The sequence below is a fragment of the Balneola vulgaris DSM 17893 genome, from assembly GCF_000375465.1.
Classification (GTDB): Bacteria; Bacteroidota; Rhodothermia; order Balneolales; family Balneolaceae; genus Balneola; species Balneola vulgaris.
Genome location: NZ_AQXH01000001.1, coordinates 1,007,394 through 1,034,080, shown reverse-complemented (window position 1 = coordinate 1,034,080; position 26,687 = coordinate 1,007,394). Strand labels below are relative to the sequence as shown.

3 protein-coding genes are annotated in these 26,687 nt (G+C 41.3%); all 3 read left to right on the top strand.

Annotation, left to right across the window (positions count from 1 at the left end; genetic code table 11):
* Positions 1 to 42 precede the first annotated feature (42 nt).
* Entirely contained in the window at positions 43 to 7,860 is a 7,818-nt protein-coding gene (locus B155_RS0104450) for a BspA family leucine-rich repeat surface protein (protein ID WP_018127041.1), read from the top strand.
* A gap of 588 nt (positions 7,861 to 8,448) precedes the next feature.
* Positions 8,449 to 16,731, top strand: coding sequence for a BspA family leucine-rich repeat surface protein (locus tag B155_RS14010; RefSeq protein WP_018127040.1), 8,283 nt, complete (start codon positions 8,449 to 8,451; stop codon positions 16,729 to 16,731).
* A 633-nt stretch (positions 16,732 to 17,364) separates the two neighbouring features.
* Positions 17,365 to 26,613 (top strand): FG-GAP-like repeat-containing protein, encoded by a 9,249-nt coding sequence (locus tag B155_RS0104430; protein WP_018127039.1) that lies wholly within the window; start codon positions 17,365 to 17,367, stop codon positions 26,611 to 26,613.
* The last annotated feature ends 74 nt before the right edge of the window (positions 26,614 to 26,687 follow it).

The window sequence follows — 26,687 nt, the reverse complement described above, 5'->3', positions numbered from 1 at the left end:
AAGGCGATTACACTCATATATAAAACGATATTTATACTACTCATGGTTGGTGTGAATCCAGCCTTGGCTCAATTTTCGGGAGGTTCGGGAACGCAAGCTGATCCGTATCAGGTTGCAACTGCGGCTGATCTTGACAACGTTAGAAATTATCTCGACAGTCATTTTATCCTGACGGGAAACCTCGATTTAAGTACAGCCACAGGAGATCCTTCGGGGGATTTCTGGAATGCGGGGGCTGGCTGGATCGCCATAGGCTATGACGACACGAGTACCTTTATGCCCGTGGCTTTTACAGGCACCTTTGATGGAGGTGGCCATACTATACTTGGGTTGTATATGAGTCAAGCGGATAGTGCAGGGGTAGGGTTATTTAAATATTTGGGGAGCTTTGGGGTTATTAAAAATGTAGGCTTGGCGAATGTAGACATCACCGGGTTTACGAATGTTGGTGGGCTGATAGGTGGAACGGTTGTTGGGAACCCCGAAATGGACACCCTTCCAGTAATCGACTCAGTATTCGTTACAGGTACCGTAACTGGTGGAGATAATGTAGGTGGTGTGATTGGGAATCAATTTGCGGGGAATTTGAGCCATGCTTGGTCGTCGGCCACAGTAGTGGGAACCGGTGGGTTTGCCTACTATGGTGGATTAGTTGGTTATATGGATGGAGGGAGTATTTCGGAGAGTTACGCAACGGGGAGTGTTACAGAGTCGACAGGATTTGGGTCACAAGTGGGTGGTTTAGTTGGAGGTGCCGGTGGCGGTATTGCCCTAACCATCAGTGATAGTTATGCAACCGGAGCGGTAAGTGGCTACGATGATGTTGCAGGTTTAGTAGGGGCCGTATTCGGAGGGGTAACCATAACCAATTCATATGCAACTGGAGCGGTAAGTGGGGATGTATCTGCGGTGAACCTAGGGGGCTTAGTAGGGTTTGAAGATGATTACACATTGGAGACGCTAGGAAACACCTACAACAGTAGTTATTGGGATTCCATGACCACTGGCCAAGCCAGTAGTGCAGGGGGTACGGCAAAAACCACTACCGAAATGCAGACCCAAAGCACCTTTACGGGCTGGGACTTTACAGGGACGTGGCAGATGGATGGGTATCCTGGGTTGAGAAATCTAGGCTTTGGTCCGGCAAACTTTGCGCCAACAGCAACGAATGTAGTAGTGAGTAATACCTCGAACCCTGCACAACCGCCTGCGGAAGGGGATGTGCTCACGGTAAGTTATGATTACAACGATACCGAAGGAGATGTAGAATCAGGAACAAGTATTCAGTGGTACCGTGCCGATGATGGAGCGGGAACCAACGCGGTACTGATAGCAGGTGCTACGGGGACAAGCTACAGCGTAGCTGCAGCCGATGCAGGGAAGTTCCTACGCGTGGATATCACACCGAGTGATGGAACCAATACAGGTAGTACGTCATCTAGTAGTTATGTGGAGGTGCCAATTTTGAACACAGCACCTATAGTCTCAAATGCCGTGATAGATATCGTTGTAAACGAAGACAGTTCCGTAACTCCTATAGATTTTACCGATGTATTTAGTGATGCAGAAGACAATGATGCAGATTTGATATACACATTAGTTTCAAATTCTAACCCATCATTAGTATTTACATCGGTTGACAATACGCAAGATATTTTAGTAATACTTCTTCAATCTAATGCTAATGGTATAGCAGATTTTACTATACAAGCTGAAGACAGCGAAGGCTTAACCGTACAGGATAGCTTCACACTTACAGTTAATCCAGTGAATGATGGCCCTGAATTTACTTTAGCTGGAAATCAAACAATTTATGAAGATGATGGAGAACAAATAGTAGAGAATTTTCTTACTGTGAATTCAAAGGGTGGCACTGATGAGTCTGCTCAAAACTTAAGTATTCTTATAAATACTAATAATGACTCAGTTTTTACTAATCTTCCAACCATTGACCTTTCTACAGGAATATTAAGTTATACGGCGGCTCCTGATAGTAATGGAGTGGTCACAGTGTCCGTAACTGTGAGTGATGATGGGGGAACTGCAAATGGGGGTACAGATCAAACCATAGAGACTTTTGAAATCAACATTAGTGCTGTAAATGATGAGCCGTTTGCAAAAATAAATTACCCTAACCCAGTTGTGGACAATAATTCAGGACAATATGTGCAGGATCTTTTTATTGCATATTTCGAGCCTGGCCCTTCTAATGAATCCGGTCAGAAACCGTTGGAATATGCGGTTAGTACAGGAGATTCGAGTTTGTTCGAAGTGCAGCCTAAAATCGAAATTACTGGTACGGCACCTTCAGGTGGTTACCAATATGCGGGGACATTAACATTCACCCCTTCTCCAGATACCTCAGGTGTAGCTGCTATAACTGTTCAGGTCATTGATGACGGGGGTACAGAAAATGGTGGGGTAAACACCTATGAAATGGGATTTGTCATCACTATAAATCAGAGCAACAGAGCTCCTGTAGCTGAAAATGTACAAGTAGTTGGTTATCCTAAAATCGGAACTCAAATCACAGCAACATACGACTTTACCGATGCCGATGGTGATACAGAATCAGGAAGTACTTTCCAATGGTATCGAGCCGATGATGCAAATGGGGCAGGTGAGGTAGCTATCATTGATTCTACAGCGAAAACTTACACTCCAACCTCAGCGGATAATTTTAAATATCTAAGATTGGATGTAACTCCGAATGATGGAATGGATGCTGGTGCCACCATTTCCAGTGGATATATCTTGGCAAGTATATTTGATGGTGGAATTGGAACCGAAGCTGAGCCATTCTTGATTTCAACAGCTATACAGCTTGATTCTATCAGAACTTTGAATGATCCAATGGCTGGCATTAAAGATCATTTTAAATTGACTTCAGATATTGACCTTGATGTAGCTCCTTATAATCAAGGTGAAGGTTGGATTCCGTTAACCAGAGGTATTTCCATTGTATTTTCAGGGAGCTTAGATGGAAATAACCACACTATTAGTGGACTTTTTATTAATAACAATATTCAGGAGTATGTAGGCTTAATCGGGCATCACGTAGGAACTGTAAAAGATTTAAAGCTTACAAATGTTAATGTTACAGTTTCAAATGATAACAACGTTGGGGCAATTGGCTATGTAAGTGGCGGAATTGTTTCTAAAGTGCATGTAACAGGTTCGGTTACATCTACATCCCCTTCCTCAAATGGTGTAGGCGGTATCGCTGGAGCGTTATGGAATGATGGGGCTATTACAGAAAGTTCTTTTGATGGAACGGTTACCGGACCCATTGTTGGTGGTATTGCCGGTAATATTGAATCGTATGGCGATGAAAATACATTTATTAGCAAAAGCTATTCAATCGGATCAGTTTCAGGCGAACGAGCAGGTGGTATCGTAGGAGGTGTTAATGATGGAGGTACAATTTCCGACAGTTATTCACTGTCAACTGTATCAGGGAGTAATTTTGAAGGCGGTATTATTGGCTATAGTGTGGCAACCCAATCCCACAATTATTTCGCAGGCACACTTTCTGGTGTAGAAACCAATGCCCTTTGGAATTCAAACGGTATTGAAACTTCGAGTTTAACAAAATCGGCAATGAGAGATTCAATCTCATTTGCTAATGCTGGTTTTGATTTTACAAATACCTGGGCAATTATGACGGGGGACACCGTGAGTCATCCTTACTTAAAGGATAATCCACAAACACCGGTGCCGGGTAAGGTGAAAGCTAATTCTGCACCAATTGTGAGCACACCCATAACGGATGTTACGGTAGATGAAAATGCGCCAAATACAGTTATCGATTTAAGTGCAAACTTTAGTGATGCCGAGACAGCTTCGGGTGCACTTGCTTACACCATTGTATTGAACGACAATACTACATTGGTTACAGCTTCAATCGTTGGAAATACATTAACTTTGGATTATCACACCAACCAATTTGGAGTGGCGAATATCACGGTCAGCGCCAGTGATGGAGAGTTAAGTGTTGATGATAGTTTCATCATAACAGTAAATGAAGTAAACAATGCCCCTGTATTTGGTACTCCTTATGATTTAACTAAGGCGGAGTATGCTGGCCTGGAAAAAGAGTTTGCTTTGCCAACAGACACAACGGATTTACCCTATGATATCACTTTTAGTGCGGATGGTACCAGGATGTTTGTTGTAGATTTTTCTTTCATTCATGAGTATAAATTGAGTGTTGCGAATGATGTATCGACAGCAGCGCACTCAGGATTTGCAGAGGGAGTGAATACTTTTGAGCTAGCTAATCAGTCTCATCTTGGGGCTATGTCATTTAGCAGTGATGGATCCCAAATGTTTGTAATGGGAGGGGGTAATGGGTCTTTTATTTCAAAATTGAATTTAAGCGTTCCGTTTGATATCTCGACTGCGGTTTTCGCCGGTAGCGAGCAGGGGTACTATTTTAATCCTGATCGAGAAGCTTATACAACAGATTTCGAGTTTAACGCAGATGGAACTAAGATGTTCGCGCTTACTTATAATGGTAATGGACAAATTTCAACTAATGAAAACTCGGTGTTAGAATACAATCTTGGAGCAGCTTATGATGTATCTACGGCGGTGCTTGCTGATTCATTTAGTGTAGCTACACAAATAATTAATCCAAAAAATTTAGCCCTCAATAAAGATGGTTCAAAGATGTTTGTCAGTACCTCAGATAGTATAATAGTAGAGTATTCGCTGAGTACGCCCTATAGTTTGTCTTCTTCGGTATACAAAGCTAGTCATGAAAAAACTAATTCCAGTTTTTTATTGCATGAGGCGATAGCATTTAATGGAAATGGGACTAAGATGTTCTTGCTTGATTTGGGGACGTTTTCGGTCATAGAGTACAATATGGGAACTCCTGAAAAGGTAAGTTTTGCTGAGAACGAATCGGGCACAGTGATCGACGTGCAAGCCACCAATGGTGATGGAGGAGCTACGGATATAGGTATTACTTATTCCATAATTGGTGGTTTAGATGCAACAGCCTTTACAATAAATAGCGTATCAGGTGAACTAAGTTTCAATGCTATCCCAGACTTTGAAAATCCATCTGATTCAGATTCTGATAATGTTTATGAAGTAACCGTACAAGCCGATGATGGAGAAGTTTCAAATAATACAACTAGTATTACTCTAACAGTTACCGTTACAGATGTGGAAGAGAACAATGCTCCTATTTTTGCTACTTCTTATGATGTATCTACAGCAGTATATGCAGGTGATGAGGAAAAGTTTGATGTAAGTGCCCAAGATGTAAACCCACTGTCATTAGAGTTCAGTAATGACGGAATGAAAATGTTTGTACTTGGATATGATAATGCTGTTGTCGAGTATGAGTTGGGGGTAGCCTATGATGTATCTACAGCAGTTTATTCTGGAATCGAGGAAGAGTTTAATTTTGATGCTCAAGAAGTAACTACACATGATTTCACGTTTAATACTGATGGAACAAAAATGTATGTGATAGGTGTAGCGAATGATAAGGTGATAGAATATAACCTTAGTTCTGCTTTTGACGTGTCTACGGCTGTACATGCAGCTGGAGAAGGGTATTCTGTAGGTGTAGAGTTTACGAGGCCGTATGGTTTAACTTTTAACAGTCAAGGGACTAAGATGTATGTACTCGGCTCTAATGAAACTACGGAAGAGCTTTTGATTGTTGAGTATGTCTTAGGAATGGCTTTTGACGTGTCGACTGTTACACAAAGTGGGACAAGAAATCATTTTTCATTATTGTCTGAATTGATATCTCCAAAAGATTTAATCTTCAACGGAGATGGTACAAAGCTATTTGTTTTAGAAAATTCAGGTATATCTACAGATGGTTATACACTTGATGGATCTGTAGTAGAATATTCTCTTGGTACAGCTTACGATTTATCGACCGTGGTTTATGCAGGAGATGATCAAACAATTAATGTAAACAACCAAGAATCGGCTCCATATGGTATAGAATTTAATGCAGATGGTTCAAAAATGTATATCATTGGATTTACTGACTCAGTGTTAGAATATAATTTAGCATCAGGCACTCCAACACTTGTCAACTTTGCTGAAAACACTACGGGCACAGTGATCGACATACAAGCCACCGATGGCGAGGGCGGTGCCGCAGATGTTGGTTTAACTTATTCCATTGTGGGTGGTGCCGATGGTGACTTATTTGCAATAAATAGCTCAACAGGAGCACTTACTTTTAAAGCGGCTCCAGACTTTGAAAATCCATCTGATGTGGATGCTGACAACATGTATGAGGTTACCGTTCAGGCCGATGATGGGCAATCTTCAAATAACACAGCTAGTATAACCCTAACCGTTACCGTAACGGATGTGGAAGAAAGTAAATTCTTTATTGCTGATAACGGGGTTACCATTATTGCAAAACCGGGTACACAAGTGGGTGAAAGTGAAACATTAATGTATGATTTGGATAAGGATGGAGTTGCCGAGGAAGTGACTTTTACACTTAGAGACCGACAAGGAATTATTGCATTGCTGGATGAAAATGAAAATAATCCTGAACTTGCTCGTACGGTTACAACAGGAATAACTGATATGTCAAGTTTATTTGATTATAGAGAAAACTTTAATCAGAATATTGGGTCTTGGGATGTAAGTAGTGTGACAAACATGTCTCGAATGTTTGTTTGGTCTAATTTTGATCAAGATATTAGTAACTGGAATGTGAGTAACGTCACAACTACATATGCAATGTTTGGCTTTGCAACAAGATTCAACCAGGATTTAAGGAATTGGGATCTAAGCAGTACTATAAATACTGAGTTGATGTTTAGTAATGCATGGTCTTTTAACAATGGCTTTAGTCCAGGTGCTGCAAAAAGAAATAATAAAGGGGGTACGAATACAACAACATTAAACTGGGATGTTTCTAACGTCACCAACATGGCGAGCATGTTCCAAGGGGCAAAGTCCTTCAATCAGGACATAAGTTCTTGGGATATTTCGAGCGTGCAGTATTTTGATAATGCCCCTGATACATCTAGTACTCAGGCCAAAGTAAATTCTTCGGCCCCAGATTCAATCTCTGGTTTCCTAGTGGGTTCAGGCATGAGCTCTGATAATGTGAGTAAGATGTTTGTGGGGTGGAAAGACAAAGTGAATACTGCCGTACAAAGTATCAATATTGGAAGTATTGAACTTAACACTGAAGGGGCTACAGCACTCAGAGCCCTGCGTGAGTCGAGTAACATTGTAGTATCGTGGGGTGGGGAAGAAGGCGTAGATGACGAGCCTATATTTTCACCGCTTCCAGAACCTTTTGAGATCTTAACTGAAGATACCCGCATTCTACAGCTTTGGGATTATGTTAGCGATGCTTCCACTCCTGACAATGCCCTGAATTTCAGTTTTAGTGTAGTGTCAGATTCATTGCAAACCATAGGCTTCGATACCAACAGTGGAGAACTAGCTATTACAGCACCAGCTTATGCCGATACCTTCTTTGTGGCTATACAAGTGGCTAACATTGATAATATCGTAGCTTTAGATACCGTGGAAGTGCATTCAAGCCCAATGTTCACGAGCTCTGAAGATATGGTAGTGGATATCCCTACTGAGTTCGACTTAATGCAGAATTACCCAAATCCATTTAATCCATCTACGGTGATTAGATTTGGTGTTCCACAAGCAGGCGAAGTGCGCTTAGAGGTGTTCGACCTTCTAGGCCGTAAGGTAGCCACCTTGTTAAATAACGAACGCCGAAGTGCGGGATGGCATCAAGTAACCTTTGATGCGAGTAATTTGTCATCTGGAATTTATATATACCGAATTGCGACAGGTAATTATGTGAAGTCGCATAGAATGACCTTGATAAAGTAGTACCTATATTGACTTGTATCGCCTCAATCGAAGACTCGGTTGAGGCGTTTTTTAAATGGATCTAATCCTTTAAGGAGTTCAATACTTCTAGCTTTTTCCACTTTCTCTGTCATCATAATAAGTTGATATATGAGCATCTCTACGATGTTTATAGGTACTTGTACCTATAATAATGAGTACTAATACCTATGGACAATTGAACGGGTTGTCGTAATTTTTTTCATAAATTATCAATGAATTTTGTTCGGTGTGAGTAACACTATTTGTTAAAGAGTAAGAGAGGGTGATTCACGGGGTCCACTTATTTCATTTCAACAACCAAAGTGCAATCTCATAGAACATTTAAGAAGTATATTTCTGGTTGCGCAGCTTCAGAAAAGTCTACGCTATTATCATTGCTATTCGGATGAATATGCCCTGCAGAACTTGCTTCCTTTAAAAATTTCAAGCCAAAGAAGACAATGTTTGGCGTGATATTGCAAAAGCATAAACTTTGTACTCTCCCTTACACCAATAAGTAAATAACCAAATACGCATTTTATGAAAAAGGCGATTACACTCATATATAAAACGATATTTATACTACTCATGGTTGGGGTTAATCCAGCCTTGGCTCAATTTTCGGGAGGTTCGGGAACGCAAGCCGATCCGTATCAGATTGCAACTGCGGCTGATCTTGACAACGTTAGGAATTATCTCGACAGTCATTTTATCATGACGGGAAATCTTGACTTAAGCACAGCCACAGGAGATCCTTCGGGGGATTTCTGGAATGCGGGGGCTGGCTGGATCGCCATCGGCTATGACGACACGAGTACCTTTATGCCCGTAGCTTTTACAGGCACCTTTGATGGAGGTGGCCATACTATACTTGGATTGTATATGAGTCAAGCGGATAGTGCAGGGGTAGGGTTATTTAAATATTTGGGGAGCTCTGGGGTTATTAAAAACGTAGGCTTGGCGAATGTAGACATCACTGGGTTTACGAATGTTGGAGGACTGATAGGCGGAACGGTTGTTGGGAACCCCGAAATGGATACCCTTCCAGTAATCGACTCAGTATTCGTTACAGGTACTGTAACTGGTGGAGATAATGTAGGTGGTGTGATAGGGAATCAATTTGCGGGGAATTTGAGCCATGCTTGGTCGTCGGCCACAGTAGTGGGAACCGGTGGGTTTGCTTACTATGGTGGATTAGTTGGTTATATGGATGGTGGAAGTATTTCGGAGAGTTATGCAACCGGGAGTGTTACAGAGTCGACAGGATTTGGGTCACAAGTGGGTGGTTTAGTTGGGGGTGCCGGTGGCGGTATTTCCCTAACCATCAGTGATAGTTATGCAACCGGAGCGGTAAGTGGCTACGATGATGTTGCAGGTTTAGTAGGGGCCGTATTTGGAGGGGTAACCATAACCAATTCATATGCAACTGGAGCGGTAAGTGGGGATGTCTCGGCGGTGAACCTAGGAGGTCTGGTGGGTTTTGAAGATGATTACACATTGGAGACGCTAGGCAATACCTACAACAGTAGTTATTGGGATTCCATGACCACTGGCCAAGCCAGTAGTGCAGGGGGTACGGCAAAAACCACTACCGAAATGCAAACCCAAAGCACCTTTACGGGCTGGGACTTTACAGGGACGTGGCAGATGGATGGGTATCCTGGGTTGAGAAATCTAGGCTTTGGTCCGGCTAACTTTGCGCCAACAGCAACGAATGTTGTTGTGAGTAATACCTCGAACCCTGCACAACCGCCTGCGGAAGGGGATGTGCTAACGGTAAGTTATGATTACAACGATACCGAAGGAGATGTAGAATCAGGGACCACCATTCAGTGGTACCGGGCCGATGATGGAGTGGGAACCAATGCGGTACTGATAGCAGGGGCTACTGTGACAAGCTACACCGTAGCTGCAGCCGATGCAGGGAAGTTCCTACGCGTGGACGTAGTACCGAGTGATGGAACCAATACAGGCAGCGCAGCATCTAGTAGTTATGTGGAGGTGCCTGCAGGAAATACACCACCAGTTGTAGCAAGTGCCATTGCCGACTTTGCAGTAAATGAAGATGCCGCGGATAGTACTATAGATTTAACAACGGTGTTTGCAGATGGAGAGGAAGCTGCAGGTGAACTTACCTACACGTTGATCTCAAATAGTGATACCACTTTAATTTCAGCTTCTATAGATAATGTAACGGATCTTTTAACACTTTCACTCAAAGCAGATTCTTCAGGTACTTCAACCATTATCGTTCAAGCTGAAGATAATGAAGGATTAAGCGTACAAGATAGTTTCGTACTTACGGTAAATGCTGTAAATGATGCACCTGTTGTAAGCACACCAATTGCTGATGTAACGGTTGATGAAAACGCAGCAAACACCGTCATAGACCTAAGCACCAACTTCAGCGACGTGGAGACTACTTCAGGTTCACTAATCTACACGGTAGAAGTAAATGACAATCCTACTTTGGTAACAGCAACAATTAATGACTCTGCACTAACTCTCGATTATCAGACTAACCAATTCGGGGTAGCAAATATTACGGTGAGAGGAAGTGATGGAGAGCTTAGTGTAGATGACTCTTTTGTAGTTACTGTTAATGAAGCCAACAAAGCCCCGGTATTTGCCGAGAGCTATGATGTATCGACGGCGTTACACGCAGGAGAGGCGGAAGAATTTTCCGTAGGAGCCCAAGAATCAACCCCTCGCAGCATCACCTTCAATGGGGACGGCACAAAGATGTTTATAATAGGACCATCGGGCAATGCGGTAGTGGAATACGCGCTGGGGGTGGCCTGGGATGTATCCACGGCGGTATATGCGGGAGCGGAGGAGGAGTTCTCCGTAATAGCCCAGGAGACAGACCCAACTGGCTTGACCTTCAACGGGGACGGTACAAAGATGTTTATAATAGGACCATCAGGCGATGCGGTAGTAGAGTACACCCTGGGGGTAGCTTGGGATGTATCTACGGCAGTGTATGGAGGGTCGGAAGAAGAATTTTCCGTATCAGCCCAGGAGACAATCCCAACCGACTTCACCTTCAACGGGGACGGTACAAAGATGTTTGTGATTGGATTTAATGATGATGCAGTAGTAGAGTACAGTCTGGGGGTGGCCTGGGATGTATCCACGGCGGTATATGCGGGAATGCAGGAGGAATTTTCAATAGGAGCTCAGGAGACAATTCCATATGGTCTCATCTTCAACGGGGAAGGCACGAAGATGTTTATAATAGGACCATCAGGCGATGCGGTAGTAGAGTACACGTTGGGGGTAGCTTGGGATGTATCCACGGCGGTGTATAAAGGTGCGGAAGAGGAATTTTCCGTAGGCAACGAGGAGATATCCCCACTTGGTCTCACCTTCAACGGAGATGGCACAAAGCTGTTTGTGATTGGAGAAAATGGTATAGCGATCGTAGAGTACAGCCTGGCACCCGGCACTCCAAGAACTACTACATTTGCCGAGAACGGTACGGGCACAGTCATTGATGTTTTTGCCAACAATGGAAACGGGGGTGCTGCGGATGAAGGATTGACCTACTCCATATCAGGAGGGACAGATGGTAGTTTATTTAATATCGATGCTTCTACAGGTATTCTAACATTTAAAGCTGTACCTGATTTCGAAAATCCTGCTGATGCAGATGGTAACAATGAATATGAAGTAATTGTTCAGGCCGATGATGGCCAAGAAGTGAATAATACTTCATCCATTACCTTGACTATTACAGTTACCAATGCTAACGAGACGCCTTTTGTAACTACGCCAATTTCGGATGTGGTAGTTGATGAAAACTCTGGGGAATACAAAATAATTGTAAGTCCAAATTTTAAAGACCCGGAAACAGCATCAGAATTATTGTCTTACTCTGTTACTGCAATAGATGATCCAACCGTTGTTATTGGTTTATTTAGATCTGATACATTGAGCTTATATCCTCAACAAGACAAATTTGGAACTACAAACATTACAGTAAGCGCAAGTGATGGTGAGTTTTCAGTTGCAAACACATTTAATGTAACCGTGAACGAAGTTCTCTCCGTAAACCCTGCAAATGCTTTCATCACTACATGGACTACTACGGGTGTAGATGAAACAGTAACTATCCCAACAACTGGTGGCACAGAAATTACTGATTTTGATTTTACTGTTGACTGGGGCGATGGTTCTATTGAGCGATTTACAGGCGATGATCCGGATCCTTCCCATACTTACGCTACAGCGGGTACACATACCATACAAATAGAAGGGACTTTCCCTTACATGAATGCGGGTGCAGATGGAGATCTGAATCAATTATCTTCTATTGAGCAATGGGGTAATAATGCATGGGAAAACATGGTGAACACCTTCGCCTGGGCACGAAATATGGTATACAATGCCACAGATGCACCTAATCTGTCGAACGTTACTTCAACTGCGGGAATGTTTTTTGCCGCTGAAAAAGTGAATGGAGATTTAAGTAGTTGGAATACCTCCACCATCACCGACATGAGTTTTATGTTTGATGGAGCCACCATATTTAATGGCAATATTACCACTTGGGATGTATCTAGTGTGACCAATATGAAGGAAATGTTCCAGAATGCGGATTCCTTGAATCAGGACTTAAGTCAATGGAATGTATCTGCTGTAACCAATATGCAAGGAGTGTTCCAGGATACCGATTCTTTTAACGGCAATGTTTCCACTTGGAATACTAGCGCTGTTACAAACATGTTTGGTATGTTTGCAAATGCGGCTGCTTTCAATCAGCCTTTAGCAAATTGGGACGTAAGCAAGGTAACCGACTTTGGGGCAATGTTTTTGAATGCTGCTTCTTTTGATCAAGATATAAGCGATTGGAACATAAGTAGCGCCACCCGCTTGGATAACGGATCTTTCGGTTTTCTACAAGGAAGTAGTTTTTCTCAACAGAATTATGACATGCTCCTTCATAAATGGAATCAGTTAGCTAACCTGCCTGAAAATCTTTCGTTGAATGTAGGCTCTGCAAAATATGGCCCCGCTTCAGCAGCTCATGATAATCTAACTGGATTTAAAGGGTGGACACTGACCGATGGGGGTCGATACAATATGTTTGTTACCACCTGGGTAACTAGTACAGAACAGCCAACTATACAGTTAGGTACTGTTGGTGGTGAGAATATCACAGATTTTGATGTAGTAGTTGATTGGGGTGACGGAACGGTTGAACGATTTGTAGGTGACGCTCCGGTTATTACTCACACTTATTCAGAGTTTGGTACCGAAACCATTAGAATTGCAGGCATATTCCCTGAAATGAATGCAAGCGCGGAAGGAGCAACTATTTCAAATCTTCGCAGTGTAGTTCTATGGGGAGATATTCAATGGGAAAGTATGGCATCGATGTTTGCAGGGGCAGACAGTCTGGAGTTTAGAAACCTGGATACTCCAGATCTATCTTCTGTAAGTAGTATGGAAAATATGTTTTTCTCCCTAGGCATTCAGTCTTCATTTAACTCAGATATTTCAGGTTGGGATGTATCTTCTGTTACAAATATGGAGCTGATGTTTGCCGGAGCTAAAGACTTCAATCAGGATATTTCAGGTTGGGACGTAAGCTCCGTGACCAATATGGGTGGAATGTTCGCAGCTACCGAATCCTTCGATCAAAACCTTGGGAATTGGAATATCCAAAACGTAGACACCTTTGACTTTTTTGGTACTATTGGCTCATCTACAGTTCAAATAGAAATTGGCTTTAAGCAGGATGCCGAGTTATCTACTTCAAATTATGATTCCACGCTTATAGGATGGGCTGAAAAGGTTACAGCCAATAGTAATATTAAGATTTCGTTTGGTAATTCTTTGCGTTCAATCATTTCCACTTCAAGCTATAATAGTCTTACAGACCTTGGCTGGACAATTAACGATGGTGGTTCCTCTTCTGAATTTACAACTCGCTGGCAAACCACTTCACCCAACGAGACGGTTACTATTCCAACTGGTGGCGGAACTGAGATCACAGACTTCGATTTCATCATTGATTGGGGTGATGGTACAATAGAAACCGTCACTGGAGATGATCCTGATCCTATGCATACCTATGCAAATGCCGGAACCTATACAGTTATGATCGGTGGAGTGTTTCCACACATGAATGCAGAAGTGGATGGGGATCTTGATCAATTGATCTCGTTAGAAAGCTGGGGTTCAATTCAATGGGAAGACATGACTCGAATGTTCGCTTGGGCTCGAAATATGGTATACAATGCCACAGATGCTCCAGATCTTAGCAACGCAACATCAACGGCAGCTATGTTCTTTGCTGCTGAAAAGTTGAATGCTGACCTTAATAATTGGGACGTATCAACGATTACCGACATGAGTTTTATGTTTGACGGTGCAACAGCTTTCAATGGTGATGTATCAAGTTGGAATACTAGCAATGTGACTACTATGCGAGACATGTTCCAGTTTGCCACTTCCTTTAATCAGGATATTTCTGGTTGGGATGTGAGTAAAGTTACTGATCTGAGAAACATGTTGAACAACGCCTCAGCTTTTGATCAGAATCTGGGTGACTGGCAAATTGGTTCAGTAGAATTCATGCAAGCGGGGTCTCAAGGTTTCTTAGAAGGAACTGCACTTTCAATTATCAATTATGATTCTCTACTCATCAAATGGTCGGAACAAACGTTACCAATGAACCTAACCCTAGATGTTGACAGTACTAACTATTCTCGAAGATCTGAGCAGAGTCGCCAGAAAATAATCGATGCTTTTAACTGGACTATCATTGATGGTGGTATTGGGCTCAGCAAGATTGATTTGATAGCTCGCAACGATCGATTTTCCGTAGATTCCGTATTAATTATGGATGTTTTAGGGGATGATGTTCCACTTTCAGATAGTGAAGCAAATTTTACATGGACAGCAATTAATCTAGCAGATAGTACCAACTTAACAGGATTTGTAGCTCCAAGTTTTAATGCGGATAGCAGTTATTGGGAATTAGAAACTAGAGATATAAAATTAAATTATACCACTGGTGTTAATTTCAATATTTCAGTTGAAGTAGAAATCCCTGAATTAAGTGTACTTGAAACAGGTAAGGAGAACGTTGAACTGTACAATAACTTTTACTTCGCAGAAAATGGAGTAACCATCAAAGCACCAGATGCGGAGATTAACGAGCAAGGGTTTGTGATCATTGATGGAGAACCGGTGATACATACTAAGCGTGATCGTGCAGGCTTGGAATCACTTAGAAACAAAGATGTGAATAATCCTGAGTTTGTTACATCAGTTACTACAGGTATTACAGATATGAGTAACCTCTTTAGACCGGTTCAAGTTAATTTGTCAGGAGGGGGCAAAAAATATGTCTTTAGGGATTTTAACCAAGATATTAGTTCATGGGATGTTTCTAGTGTTACTAATATGGCTGGAATGTTTTCAGGTAGAATCATAGACTATTATTGTGAGCCTCATATCTTTTATGGGTCGTCATTTTGTCATGGTCTCATAGCGGTTCCATTTAATCAAGACATTTCAAATTGGGATGTTTCAAATGTAACTAACATGAGTGAAATGTTTCTTAATGCTACAGACTTCAATCAAGATATTTCAAACTGGGATGTATCGAAGGTAACTGATATGAGTAGAATGTTTTATAGAAAAGAATATGCCTTAGTTTTGTGGGGTAAAAGTGCATTTAATGCCGATATCTCAAGTTGGAATGTTTCTTCTGTGAGAAATATGGAACATATGTTTTACGGCTCAAACTCATTCAATCAAAACCTTAGTAACTGGGATGTATCAAATGTAACTAATATGAATGGTATGTTTAATGGTGCATCATCTTTCGATAATGGAAATAGACCCGGCCAAAAAACAAAGGTGGGTAATGGCAAAGAAGTAGTTAGCAGCTTGAATTGGAATGTCTCACAGGTCACCAACATGGCGAGTATGTTCCAAGGGGCGGAATCCTTCAATCAGGACATAAGTTCCTGGGATATTTCGAGCGTGCAGTATTTTGATAATGCCCCTGATACATCTAGTACTCAAGCCAAAGTAAATTCTTCGGCCCCAGATTCAATCTCTGGATTCCTGGTGGGTTCAGGCATGAGCTCTGATAATGTGAGTAAGATGTTTGTGGGGTGGAAAGACAAAGTGAACTCCGCCGTACAAAGTATCAATATTGGAAGTATTGAACTTAACAGTGAAGGGGCTACAGCACTCAGAGCCTTGCGTGAGTCGAGTAACATTGTAGTATCGTGGGGTGGGGAAGAAGGTGTAGATGACGAGCCTGTATTTTCACCACTTCCAGAACCATTTGAGATCCTAACTGAAGATACCCGCATCCTACAGCTTTGGGATTATGTAAGCGATGTTTCCACTCCTGACAATGCCCTTAAATTCAGTTTTAGTGTAGTCTCAGATTCATTGCAAACCATAGGCTTCGATACCAACAGTGGAGAACTAGCTATTACAGCTCCAGCTTATGCCGATACCTTCTTTGTGGCTATACAAGTGGCTAACATTGATAATATCGTAGCTCTAGATACCGTGGAAGTGCATTCAAGCCCGATGTTCACGAGCTCTGAAGATATGGTAGTGGATATCCCATCTGAGTTCGACCTAATGCAGAATTATCCAAATCCATTTAATCCAACCACGGTGATTAGATTTGGTGTACCCCAAGCAGGCGAAGTGCGCTTAGAGGTGTTCGACCTTCTAGGCCGTAAGGTAGCCACCTTGTTAAATAACGAACGCCGAAGTGCAGGATGGCATCAAGTAACCTTTGATGCAAGAAACTTAGCTTCTGGGATCTACATCTATCGCATTAGCACAGGAAATTTTGTGAAATCGCATAGAATGACCTTGATTAAATAATACCTGTCTAGGAAAAAATTAAAGCCTCTAGCATCTTGATGTTGGAGGCTTTTTTTATGGGTTGTTTATGTAAGTAATATAGATATAAGGTTAAAAAAGTTTGCCAGTTTTGGTTTTATAACTCATTAATTAAAAAGTGCTTATATGATGTTATAAGCTGGTGTATGAGTACAAGTGCCTATACGATTGAGTAGTCTTATCTATTGAACGAGCCTATCTAATTGAGAAACTTGTGGCTAGTAATTTGATACTAGCGTATTGGTTTTAGGGGTACAGTTTATTCTATGGGTATCACAACGCTTGTGGGGAGCAAATGAGAGACTACCATAAGTGAATCAGCAATTAAGAGTACTGTAAAGGATTCTATCAGCTGAAGGATGTGAAAGCACACGGTGGTACGAGATACCACCACTCATAGATAACTTGGAGTTCATCTAAACCAGGCGCGATAAACAATGGATTGCTTATTGCTATGGATTGTATAACAACTGGTTTAACTCATTACGAGTTTAAAAGCCCATCAAATACTGAGGATTTAACGCTAGTACTGCGCCCTCAGATTAGTACATCTATATCATTTCGAAATTCATTGAATCATTCATTGAATCCCTATCACATCTTAGTCTTATTAAAATGAAACAGCTATTCGGAACGGTATTTTTGGCCATAATTACGGTGTTTAGTGGGTTAGCTCAACCTGCAGTAACAGCCGTATCGCCACTAAAGCATAGTAACGATATTAGCACCGACGCTAATATTGTAATTACTTTTAGTGAAGCCATGGATATGGCCACTATCGACACTTCAACCATTATTGTAACTGGAAACTTCGGCACCATATATAGCGGTGCTTTTAGCACAAGTGGAAATCAAATAACATTCGACCCTTCTCAAGATTTTAAAGTTGGGGAAGAAATTAGTGTTATGATTACTACCGGAGCACAAGATGCTACAGATAATACCCCATTAGCTAGTGCTTATTATTACGGTTTTAAAACTACCAACAATAGTATTGGTGAATTTAAAGCTCCAGTTGATTATACCGTAAAAGGTGCAGGAAACTATGCAAACTACACTTCTGTAGCTGATTTAAACGAAGATGGATATCTCGATTTAGTGATTGCAACACCTCTCCAAAATGTGGTTACTGTGTTCATTAACAATGGAGATGGGACTTATGGTGCAGGGACTGATTTAGCTACCAATCAGTCGGTTTTTGAACTATCAACGGTTGATGTTGATAAGGATGGTGATAATGATATTGTAACTGCGAACAATGCTGCGAACAGTTTGTCGGTATTTTTAAACAATGGTAGTGGAACAGGTACCTTTGCAGCTCGAACAGATTATGGCACTTTAATGCAATCGCCGGCAAAATCTCAAGTTGCCGCAGACATGAATGGTGATGGCTTTGTAGACATTATTCAATCCAATATTGATTCGGACAGTCTACATGTTTTTCTAAATGACGGAACGGGATCTTTTAATGCTGAAAAGGGCGTTGCCACGGGTGCAAGTGTTTCTTCTTTAAAAGCCGTTGATTCCGATTATGATAACGATATTGATATACTTGTTGTAATTGGTACCTCAAGTTTACTTCAGGAGTTCACGAATGATGGTAGTGGTACACTTACTTCAGGTTCTTCTTGGAGTGTTGGAACAAATCCAGTTGCCTTAGCTACCGCAAATGTAAATGGCACCACTGGACGAGTTGACGCTATGGTATTGGCACTTGATGTAAACCGAGTGGATGTTAATTACGACCAATTTGGGGCCTCATATATCGGTACAAATACCACCACTGTAGGAACTTCACCTACTTGGATAACAGCACTGGATGTGGATTCAGATGGTGATCAAGATGCGGTGGTAACAAATGGTGTTGGCAATAACCTATCCATATTATCGAATGACGGCACTGGAGTTTTAACGGAGTCTACATTTAGTTTAAACTCAACATATGGTAATCATATAACATCAGCTGATGTTGATAATGATGGTGATTTAGATCTTATCACAGCTAATGGGAATGGTACTTTCTCAGTTGTGGAAGCGTACACAGGGCCTGAAGTGGCATCGGGTACACCACAAAATGGTACGTTTGGCATTGGTGCTGCTAGTAGCATTACTCTAAAATTTAATGATGCTATAAACGCTACTACTTTAGATGAGAGTAGTATTCAAGTAACAGGATCTATTCGAGGGTCATATTCAGCTTTGTATAGCTATTCATCATTAGATTCTACAGTGACTATTACAGCAGATTCAACTTTTCTTGCTGGTGAGCTCATCAAAGTAAGCGCGAATGGAAATGTTGAAAGTAGCACAGGTGCTGCAATGCAGAATCCATTTACTTTTGCATTCTTGAGCAGTGCAGGGTCTGGAGGATCTTATGGTGCAGGTACAGCATACGCTGCGGGATCTGGTGCGGATGATATCGTTGTTCGGGATTTTAATGCTGATGGTATTGAGGATGTAGCAACTGCTAACTTCACAGCTGATAGTATTTCTATTTTATTAGGAGTCGGTGATGGTACATTCGGAGCGGCAACTCAATATTACGCCGGTAATGAAGTAACAGCTTTAGATGCTGGAGATGTAAATGGTGATGGTAACTTAGATATCGTTACTGTAGCTAATGAATCATTGGTATCGGTATTTACTGGTACAGGAAGCGGAACATTCTCTGCACGTACTACCCAATCTATTTCAGGGATTGGTACTGATATAACCCTTGCTGACTTAGATGTTGATGGCGATCTAGACATCATCTATTCAAGTTCAGGTTCATTGAGACGTCAAATGAACGATGGAACAGGTACTTTCTCAACAGAATGGAATTTGAGTTCAAGCGACATAAATGTAGAAGTAGTTGACTTAAACAACGATGGGATATTAGATGCTGCTTATGTAGATAATAATGCCGGTATTTCAACTTTTAAAACCAGCTCGAATGTTGGCACCAGCACTCCTTCAACAAATACTTATACGTTGAATGCAGTTGCAGGTGCAGTTAGAACGGGCGACTTTAATGGCGACGGGTATTTAGATGCTGTCGTTTCTATAGCCGGGAAAATTGCATACTACCAAAATAATGGTGATGGTACCTTTGCAGCTAAAGCCGAAACGTCTTTGACCGAATATTTCGTAGCTGATGACCTTCAAGCTATGGATATAGATGGTGATGGAGACTTAGATGTTGTGTTAGCAAATAGTACTAACGATAATTTTGTAGTTCTTACAAATGATGGTTCTGCTTCATTAACTGAAACGGAAATCATTTCTTCAGGAGATGCTCCCAAGTCGATTGCCCTTGCTGATGTAAACAAAGATGGAGTTACAGATGTATTGAGTGCTAACTATAATACAGGGCAACTTTCTGTTCACCTTGGTGGTGTTCAGCCAGCGATTGTTTCTAGAACGCCGGATGTGTATAGCCTATCTGCAGACACCTCTGCAAACATTGAGGTAGCTTTTAATACAAGCTTGGATCCTACTACTGTAAACTCAACCAATGTAACCGTTTATGGTTCCAAAACAGGGAGTATTGATGGTTCAGTAAGTTATACAGGAGGAACAAATACAATTTCTTTTGATCCAACAAATACACTTAATCCAGGGGAAGAAATCATTGTAACACTATCTCAAGCAATTAGTTCAACCCAAGGCTTGAATCTAGAAGATGAAGTGAGCTACTCATTTACAGTGAAGAATTATGCGGCTGAAGTTTACCTAAGTGAAGCGACTTATAATCTTACAGGTTCTATGAAAATTCAAACCATGGCTACGGCCGACATGGACGGTGATGGTGATCTAGATATAGTAAATGGAATAAACTGGCCATATGCTATATCTGTTGCTTTTAATGATGGGAATGGTGGATTTGGCACTGTGGATACAACTACTATTTCGAATAATTCACCCATCGCATTGAAAGTAGCCGATATGGATAATGATGGTGATTTTGATGTAGTTATTACTCAAAGGGTATCTTCAAATACTAATATCTTAACCTATTCAAACGATGGTGTAGGCGGTTTAACGTTGGTTGAATCGTTTACATTAACGGGAGATTTAGCTTACGGAATTGATGTGAAGGATATTGACGCGGATGGGTATGTTGATATTCTGCTTGCTGGAAACTCTACTCAAAACCTGATCAAGTTAACCAACGATCAAGATGGAACATTTACTCAAAGCACAGTTTCAATGGCATTTGGAAATAGCCCAGATCGCTTAGAAGCTTTTGATGTAGATGGTGATGGTGATATAGATTTGGTTAGTTCGGATTACAATGATAACACCATATCTGTATTAAAAAATGACGGTTCAGGCACCTTCGCCGCTCGCGTTAGTTATGCTGTTACAAATAGGCCGAGTTACCTAAGAACTGGTGATTTGAATGGTGATGGGGCTCTAGATTTAGTGGTGTCTGATAATGATGGAGACGCATTCACTGTAATGTTAAATCAAGGAAGTGGAGTATTTAGTGCTTCTCAAAGCGTTGCTTCTTCTGTTCGAGACATCAAACTCTATGATTTTGATGGAGATGAAGATTTAGACATCATAATCCGCGATTCACAACGATTAATGGCATACCCTAATGATGGATCTGGATCATTTTCTAGCTTCCAAGAAATAAACTTTGGTGGTTATATGTCTGATTTTGAGTTGCTTGACTTAAACAAAGATGGGGCATTAGACTTGGTATATGGTGAAAGTAGTACCATTAAAACGACCTTGAATATGCCTAAAGTTGAAGTTGTGTCGGCAACTCCAGCACCTAATGCATTAGGAATTACGGTGTCAGATAATGTGACCATCACCTTCAGCAAAGACATGGACCCAGCTACTCTTACTAGTAGTAACGTACATGTTAGAAGTACTACTTCAGGTGTAATAGATGCGGTGTATACTTACAGCGCAGGTACAAAAACGCTTACCATTAACCCTAATACTGATTTTAAAGTAGGTGAAGAGTTAATTATTACTGTAAGTACAAACGTAACAAATTTGGATGGTGTAAAACTCTTCCAACCATTTATTAGTTCGTTCACAACCGCTGCTTCTGGTTTTGGTACCTTTGTTTATAGAGACTCAACCGATGTGAGTGCATACTCTAGTTTAAGCATTATGCGAGGTGCCGATGTAGATAACGATGGTGACATTGATTTGATAGCGAATAATGGTTCGTCTATTGAAGTATTCAAAAATACGGCAGGTACTTACAGTCATTCCTCTACTATTGCGATATCTAGCACTGAGAAGCTCATGCTTGATGATATTGATGGCGATGGAGATGTAGATATCGTATCCAAGCCATATGGTGATAATCACTTGTTTTCTAATGACGGTACGGGTGTATTCTCTATTGCTGATACGATTAGCACAGTTACTTTTTCGAACTATGAACATATCTTGGCAGATATTAACAGTGACGGTTACCCTGATATAATCCATTTACAAGGAAGCCAACTAATGTATTATAAGTTTGGAGCTGGTGATTTTAGTTTCCCAACCAGTGGTTATTCTACAATGCAACATGAAAGTTCAGGTACAGGCTTTAATTCAGATCATATTGCCGCAGGCGACATCGACAACGATGGGGATATTGATATCCTAGCCACTGAAAAAGGGCAGTCTAAGTTACTGGTAATGACCAATTCATTGGGCTCCTTTGAAGGTACGGCCATGTACGAAGTGGGTACTGATCCAGAGGAAATTAGAATTGCTGATTTCAATGGTGATGGCTTCAATGATGTAATAGTAATGCGTTCTGATAGTTATGCCTTCACAGTATTAGTAAACAATGGTGATGGTACCTTCGGAACGGCAAACGATTATGGTCTAGATGCCAATGCTTTCTTGAATGATGTGTATGTAAAAGATATAGATGGCGACAATGATATAGACATTGTTATATACTACGAAAATGATCTCACTGGAGGTCAAGAAATTCTGTTTGCATACAACAATGGTAGTGCAGTATTTGGAAACCAAAGTTTATTCAAATATCCAAATTCTTCTCCATATAGTTATGGTTCGTTCCCTAACGATCTCGTATTTGTAGATGTAAATGGTGATGCGGCATTAGATGTAATTACCCATGCGGCCGACTATAATGCTGCGGGGAATAGAGTATTACTTACGGCATTAAATGAAGAGGTTATTGCAACAACACCAACTCTAGCAGCAAGTAATATATCAGCTAATTCAACGGCTACATCTTCAGTAATAAGCTGGACAAATGGAGATGGCAATCGTCGCCTGGTAGTTCTTAAGGAAGCAAGTGCTGTGGATGCTATCCCTGCTGATAGCGCGAATTATAACCCGCATCCAGTATTTGGTTCTGGAACTCAATTAGGCACTGGTAATTATGTAATCTATGCCGGTGCTGCAAACTCAACGGCTGTTTCAGGACTTCAAGCTGAGACGGAATACTATGTAGAAATATTCGAGATGAATGGGTTGCCGGGAGCTGAAAAAATACTAACAGCTTCAACTGCTGTTGGTAGCTTTACAACAGCACCTCCACCAACCATCTGGAGTAAAAATGATTCTACCTTTACCTTTACGAAAGCTAATTATGCCGACGCTACCGATCCTGCTAATCAGGACAAGGTTTCCGAAACGGTTTGGTTTACCAGAGGTGATGACAGAGGTTTTTACAATGCGGCATTCGAAACTAGCTATTCAAGTTCATCCTCACCAGAAGGTACATTGTGGGCATTGGGAACAACTGATGACCTATCTACCTTAACTTTTAATACATTCGAGAATACTCTTCAAGGTGCAATTGGAGATTATATAGAAGGCACTGATATGGTAGTGTATGTAGAAGCAGAAAACTTATACTTTGATATTAACTTCTCTTCTTGGTCTTCTGGTGGCAGTGGCGGTGGGTTTAGCTACACTCGTGCTATAGGTCCTGAACCAAGAACAGAAGAATTCACCTACGAAACAGTAGCTGGTAGTGCTCTTGAATTTGATTCAAATACGAGTTATGCAGAGTATGTGAATATTAACACAGATTATGTTCCTGCCAACTTTACTACTGAAATGTGGGTGAAACCATCTGCTTTAAACACCGAGCAAGTGATTCTCTCTTACAGTAGTGATGATGTAATGATAGGGATTAATGCCTCAAATCAATTTTACGCATCCCATAACCAACCAAGCGTTGGTGGTGGCGGCGGTGGTGAAGGAGGCTTTGAACCAGAAGCTCCAACTAGTATGTGCTGTGGGCCTGGTCCAGCACCTTCAAATAAGATTGAGACAACTAGTTCAACTCTTGCTACAACGGATGCTTGGTATCACATCGCCGTTGTTGGTGAGACCAAAGGTTTGCTCACACTGTACATAAATGGAGTTGCTGAAGATACCGTTTCAGCAGACTTACTTGTTGCTGATGGAAGTGCTTGGAGGTTAGGTGCTCATAGATTTAATGGAAATGACTTCTATGGAACCGTCGACGAACTTCGCATTTGGGATGTAAAACGCACAGAATCTGAAATACGATCATTTATGCACCGCACCTACGAAGGTCAACAAAAATACCTACGTACTTACTTACAGTTCAACGATGGCAGTGGAAGCACGGCTACCGATGGAACGGGTAAAATGGATGGTTTTATCAATAACTCTAACGGTTGGGTAGTTTCTGAAGCACCAATAGGCCAAGGAACTATAGAGGAAGCCAATGATTTCCAAACAGGTTCAACAACCATCGGTAAAACAACCCTATCTATGGGCGATGGTTTCGATAACCCAGTTGATGTTCAGGTAACCGAAATATCTGGGGATCCTAATAGCTTCCCAGCAGGTGTTACTTCAACAATTGGTGGCACGTACTTTGTGATCAACTTATATGGAGATCCTGGTACATTCTCAGCTGATCTTACACTGAACTATGGTTCTGGTGCAATTACACCAGAGCAAGCGGCTATGCCATCTCAGATAAAACTATTCAAAAGAAGTTCAAATTCTTCGGGTAGTTGGACAGACTTAGGCGGCGCTTCTTCAGCAAATGCAACTACTGGTGAGGTAACCTGGACAGGTATTACTTCCTTCAGCCAGTTTATGTCGGTTTACAAAGAGTTCGATCTAATTCAGACTCCTGATACCACACTCATCAGCTATAATGATAGTACACTTACAATCCCTGGTAGCTTCTTCAACTTCGAGGCCAACTATATTGATACAACGATGACTATCACTTTAGATGAAGCCATTGAAGGTACCTTATTCATTGATAACAACAGTGATAACGTATTCAATTCAGGCGATGTAAGTATCACTTCTGCACAAACAGAATCATATTTACCATCAACAGGTTCGCTGAAATATGCTAACTCCCTAATGAATACAGATTCGTTAACCATTCGCTTGAATGCAGGTCAGTTTAGCGACTCAATAAAAGTGGCAGTAGCTACACTAAAAGCGAATCCACAGTTGCATCATACGGCTGATCAAAATGGTTGGTTCATGTTATCTAACCCAACAGATGTTACAATCAACGACTGGTTAGGAAGTCTATGGACACAAGGTGCTGTTAACTCAGATGCACCAGGTGCAGGCCCAACACTGTATACCTTTAATCAGGATAGTGCTTTCTTCGAGCCGATAACTACCGATTTGGATACCACTAAATTGGCAGCTGGACAAGGATTGTTAGCATATTTATTTGCTGATGATGATTTCTTAGATGGAAACCCACCTGCAAACGGTGGATGGCCTAAGCTGTTGCCGAATTACGGTAATCCATTTACTACCGATAATATTACAGTAACCATTAAGAACGTAGATAAAGACAATTCTACTACAACAAATGGCGATGAGGGTTGGGCTCTTATGGGTAACCCTTATGGGTGGAATATTAGCGTAGATTCACTACTCAACACCATTCAAAGATCGGATGCTAGTGCAAGTAACTTCATCTATAGATGGGATACTCAAAATGGTGAATACGTAGTAGCTGGTTCAGGACAAATCAGTCCATATGAATCGTTCTTCGTTCGCTTAGTTACTTCAGGAGTAACTGCTAATGTTGAACTAGGATATGATGACCATGTAGTGGATGCAGGTTTAAAAGCTGTAAACGAACAGAAGGATATACCTACACTTGCATTTAACTTAGCTAGTGAAGGTTCAGACAAAGTGAGTAAGAGTACAGTTCGCATAATGCCAGAATCAATGATTGGGGCCGATCGAAATGACGCGTATTACTTACAACCACTATCCGCACAATATTCAAATCTCTTCTCGAAAGTAGATGACTTGAATATGGTAATTAACACAGTACCTGAGTCGCTTGGCGAGATGATTGAAATTCCATTCTACCTAAATACTAATGTAGGTGGCACGTTTAATCTAAGTTGGGAAAGTTCTGAATTACCAGACGATTGGAAAATTACGATAGTTGATCTGCAAACCATGCAGGAATACGATGCTCGTATTGAAGAAGCCATTCAGATTACGAAAAAGGTAAAAACCACCACTGACTCAGATTTAAATAGCCTTGCTAAGGCAAAAGCATCAACAAGTGAGCAACCAGTGTATCTAGTTAGAATGGAACCTAGTACTTCCGTTTCAAACGAAGAAGTTGTTGACATACCAGATGCGATTGAGCTTCGTCAGAACTATCCGAATCCATTTAACCCAAGCACAGCTATTCAGTTTGGTGTTCCAATGGCTGGGAAAGTAAAACTTGAGGTATACGATGTACTTGGTAGAAAAGTAGCAACGCTTATCAATAATGAGTTTACCTCAGCAGGAAGGCATACGGTTACTTTTAACGCAAGAGACCTTGCCTCTGGGATGTATATCTACCGTTTAGAAGTGAACGGTAAGGCTCTCATCCAAAAGATGACATTAATTAAATAATCATTAATCCACCTATGATTACAGTATCCAACCTGAGGGGGTTGGGTACTGCTTTTTTAGGACCAAATCTTAAA

Excerpts from the sequence above, each read along its gene's own strand:
- B155_RS0104450 (WP_018127041.1), top strand. The coding sequence starts at position 43 with ATGGTTGGTGTGAATCCAGCCTTGGCTCAATTTTCGGGAGGTTCGGGA.
- B155_RS14010 (WP_018127040.1), top strand. The coding sequence starts at position 8,449 with ATGGTTGGGGTTAATCCAGCCTTGGCTCAATTTTCGGGAGGTTCGGGA.
- B155_RS0104430 (WP_018127039.1), top strand. The coding sequence starts at position 17,365 with ATGAAACAGCTATTCGGAACGGTATTTTTGGCCATAATTACGGTGTTT.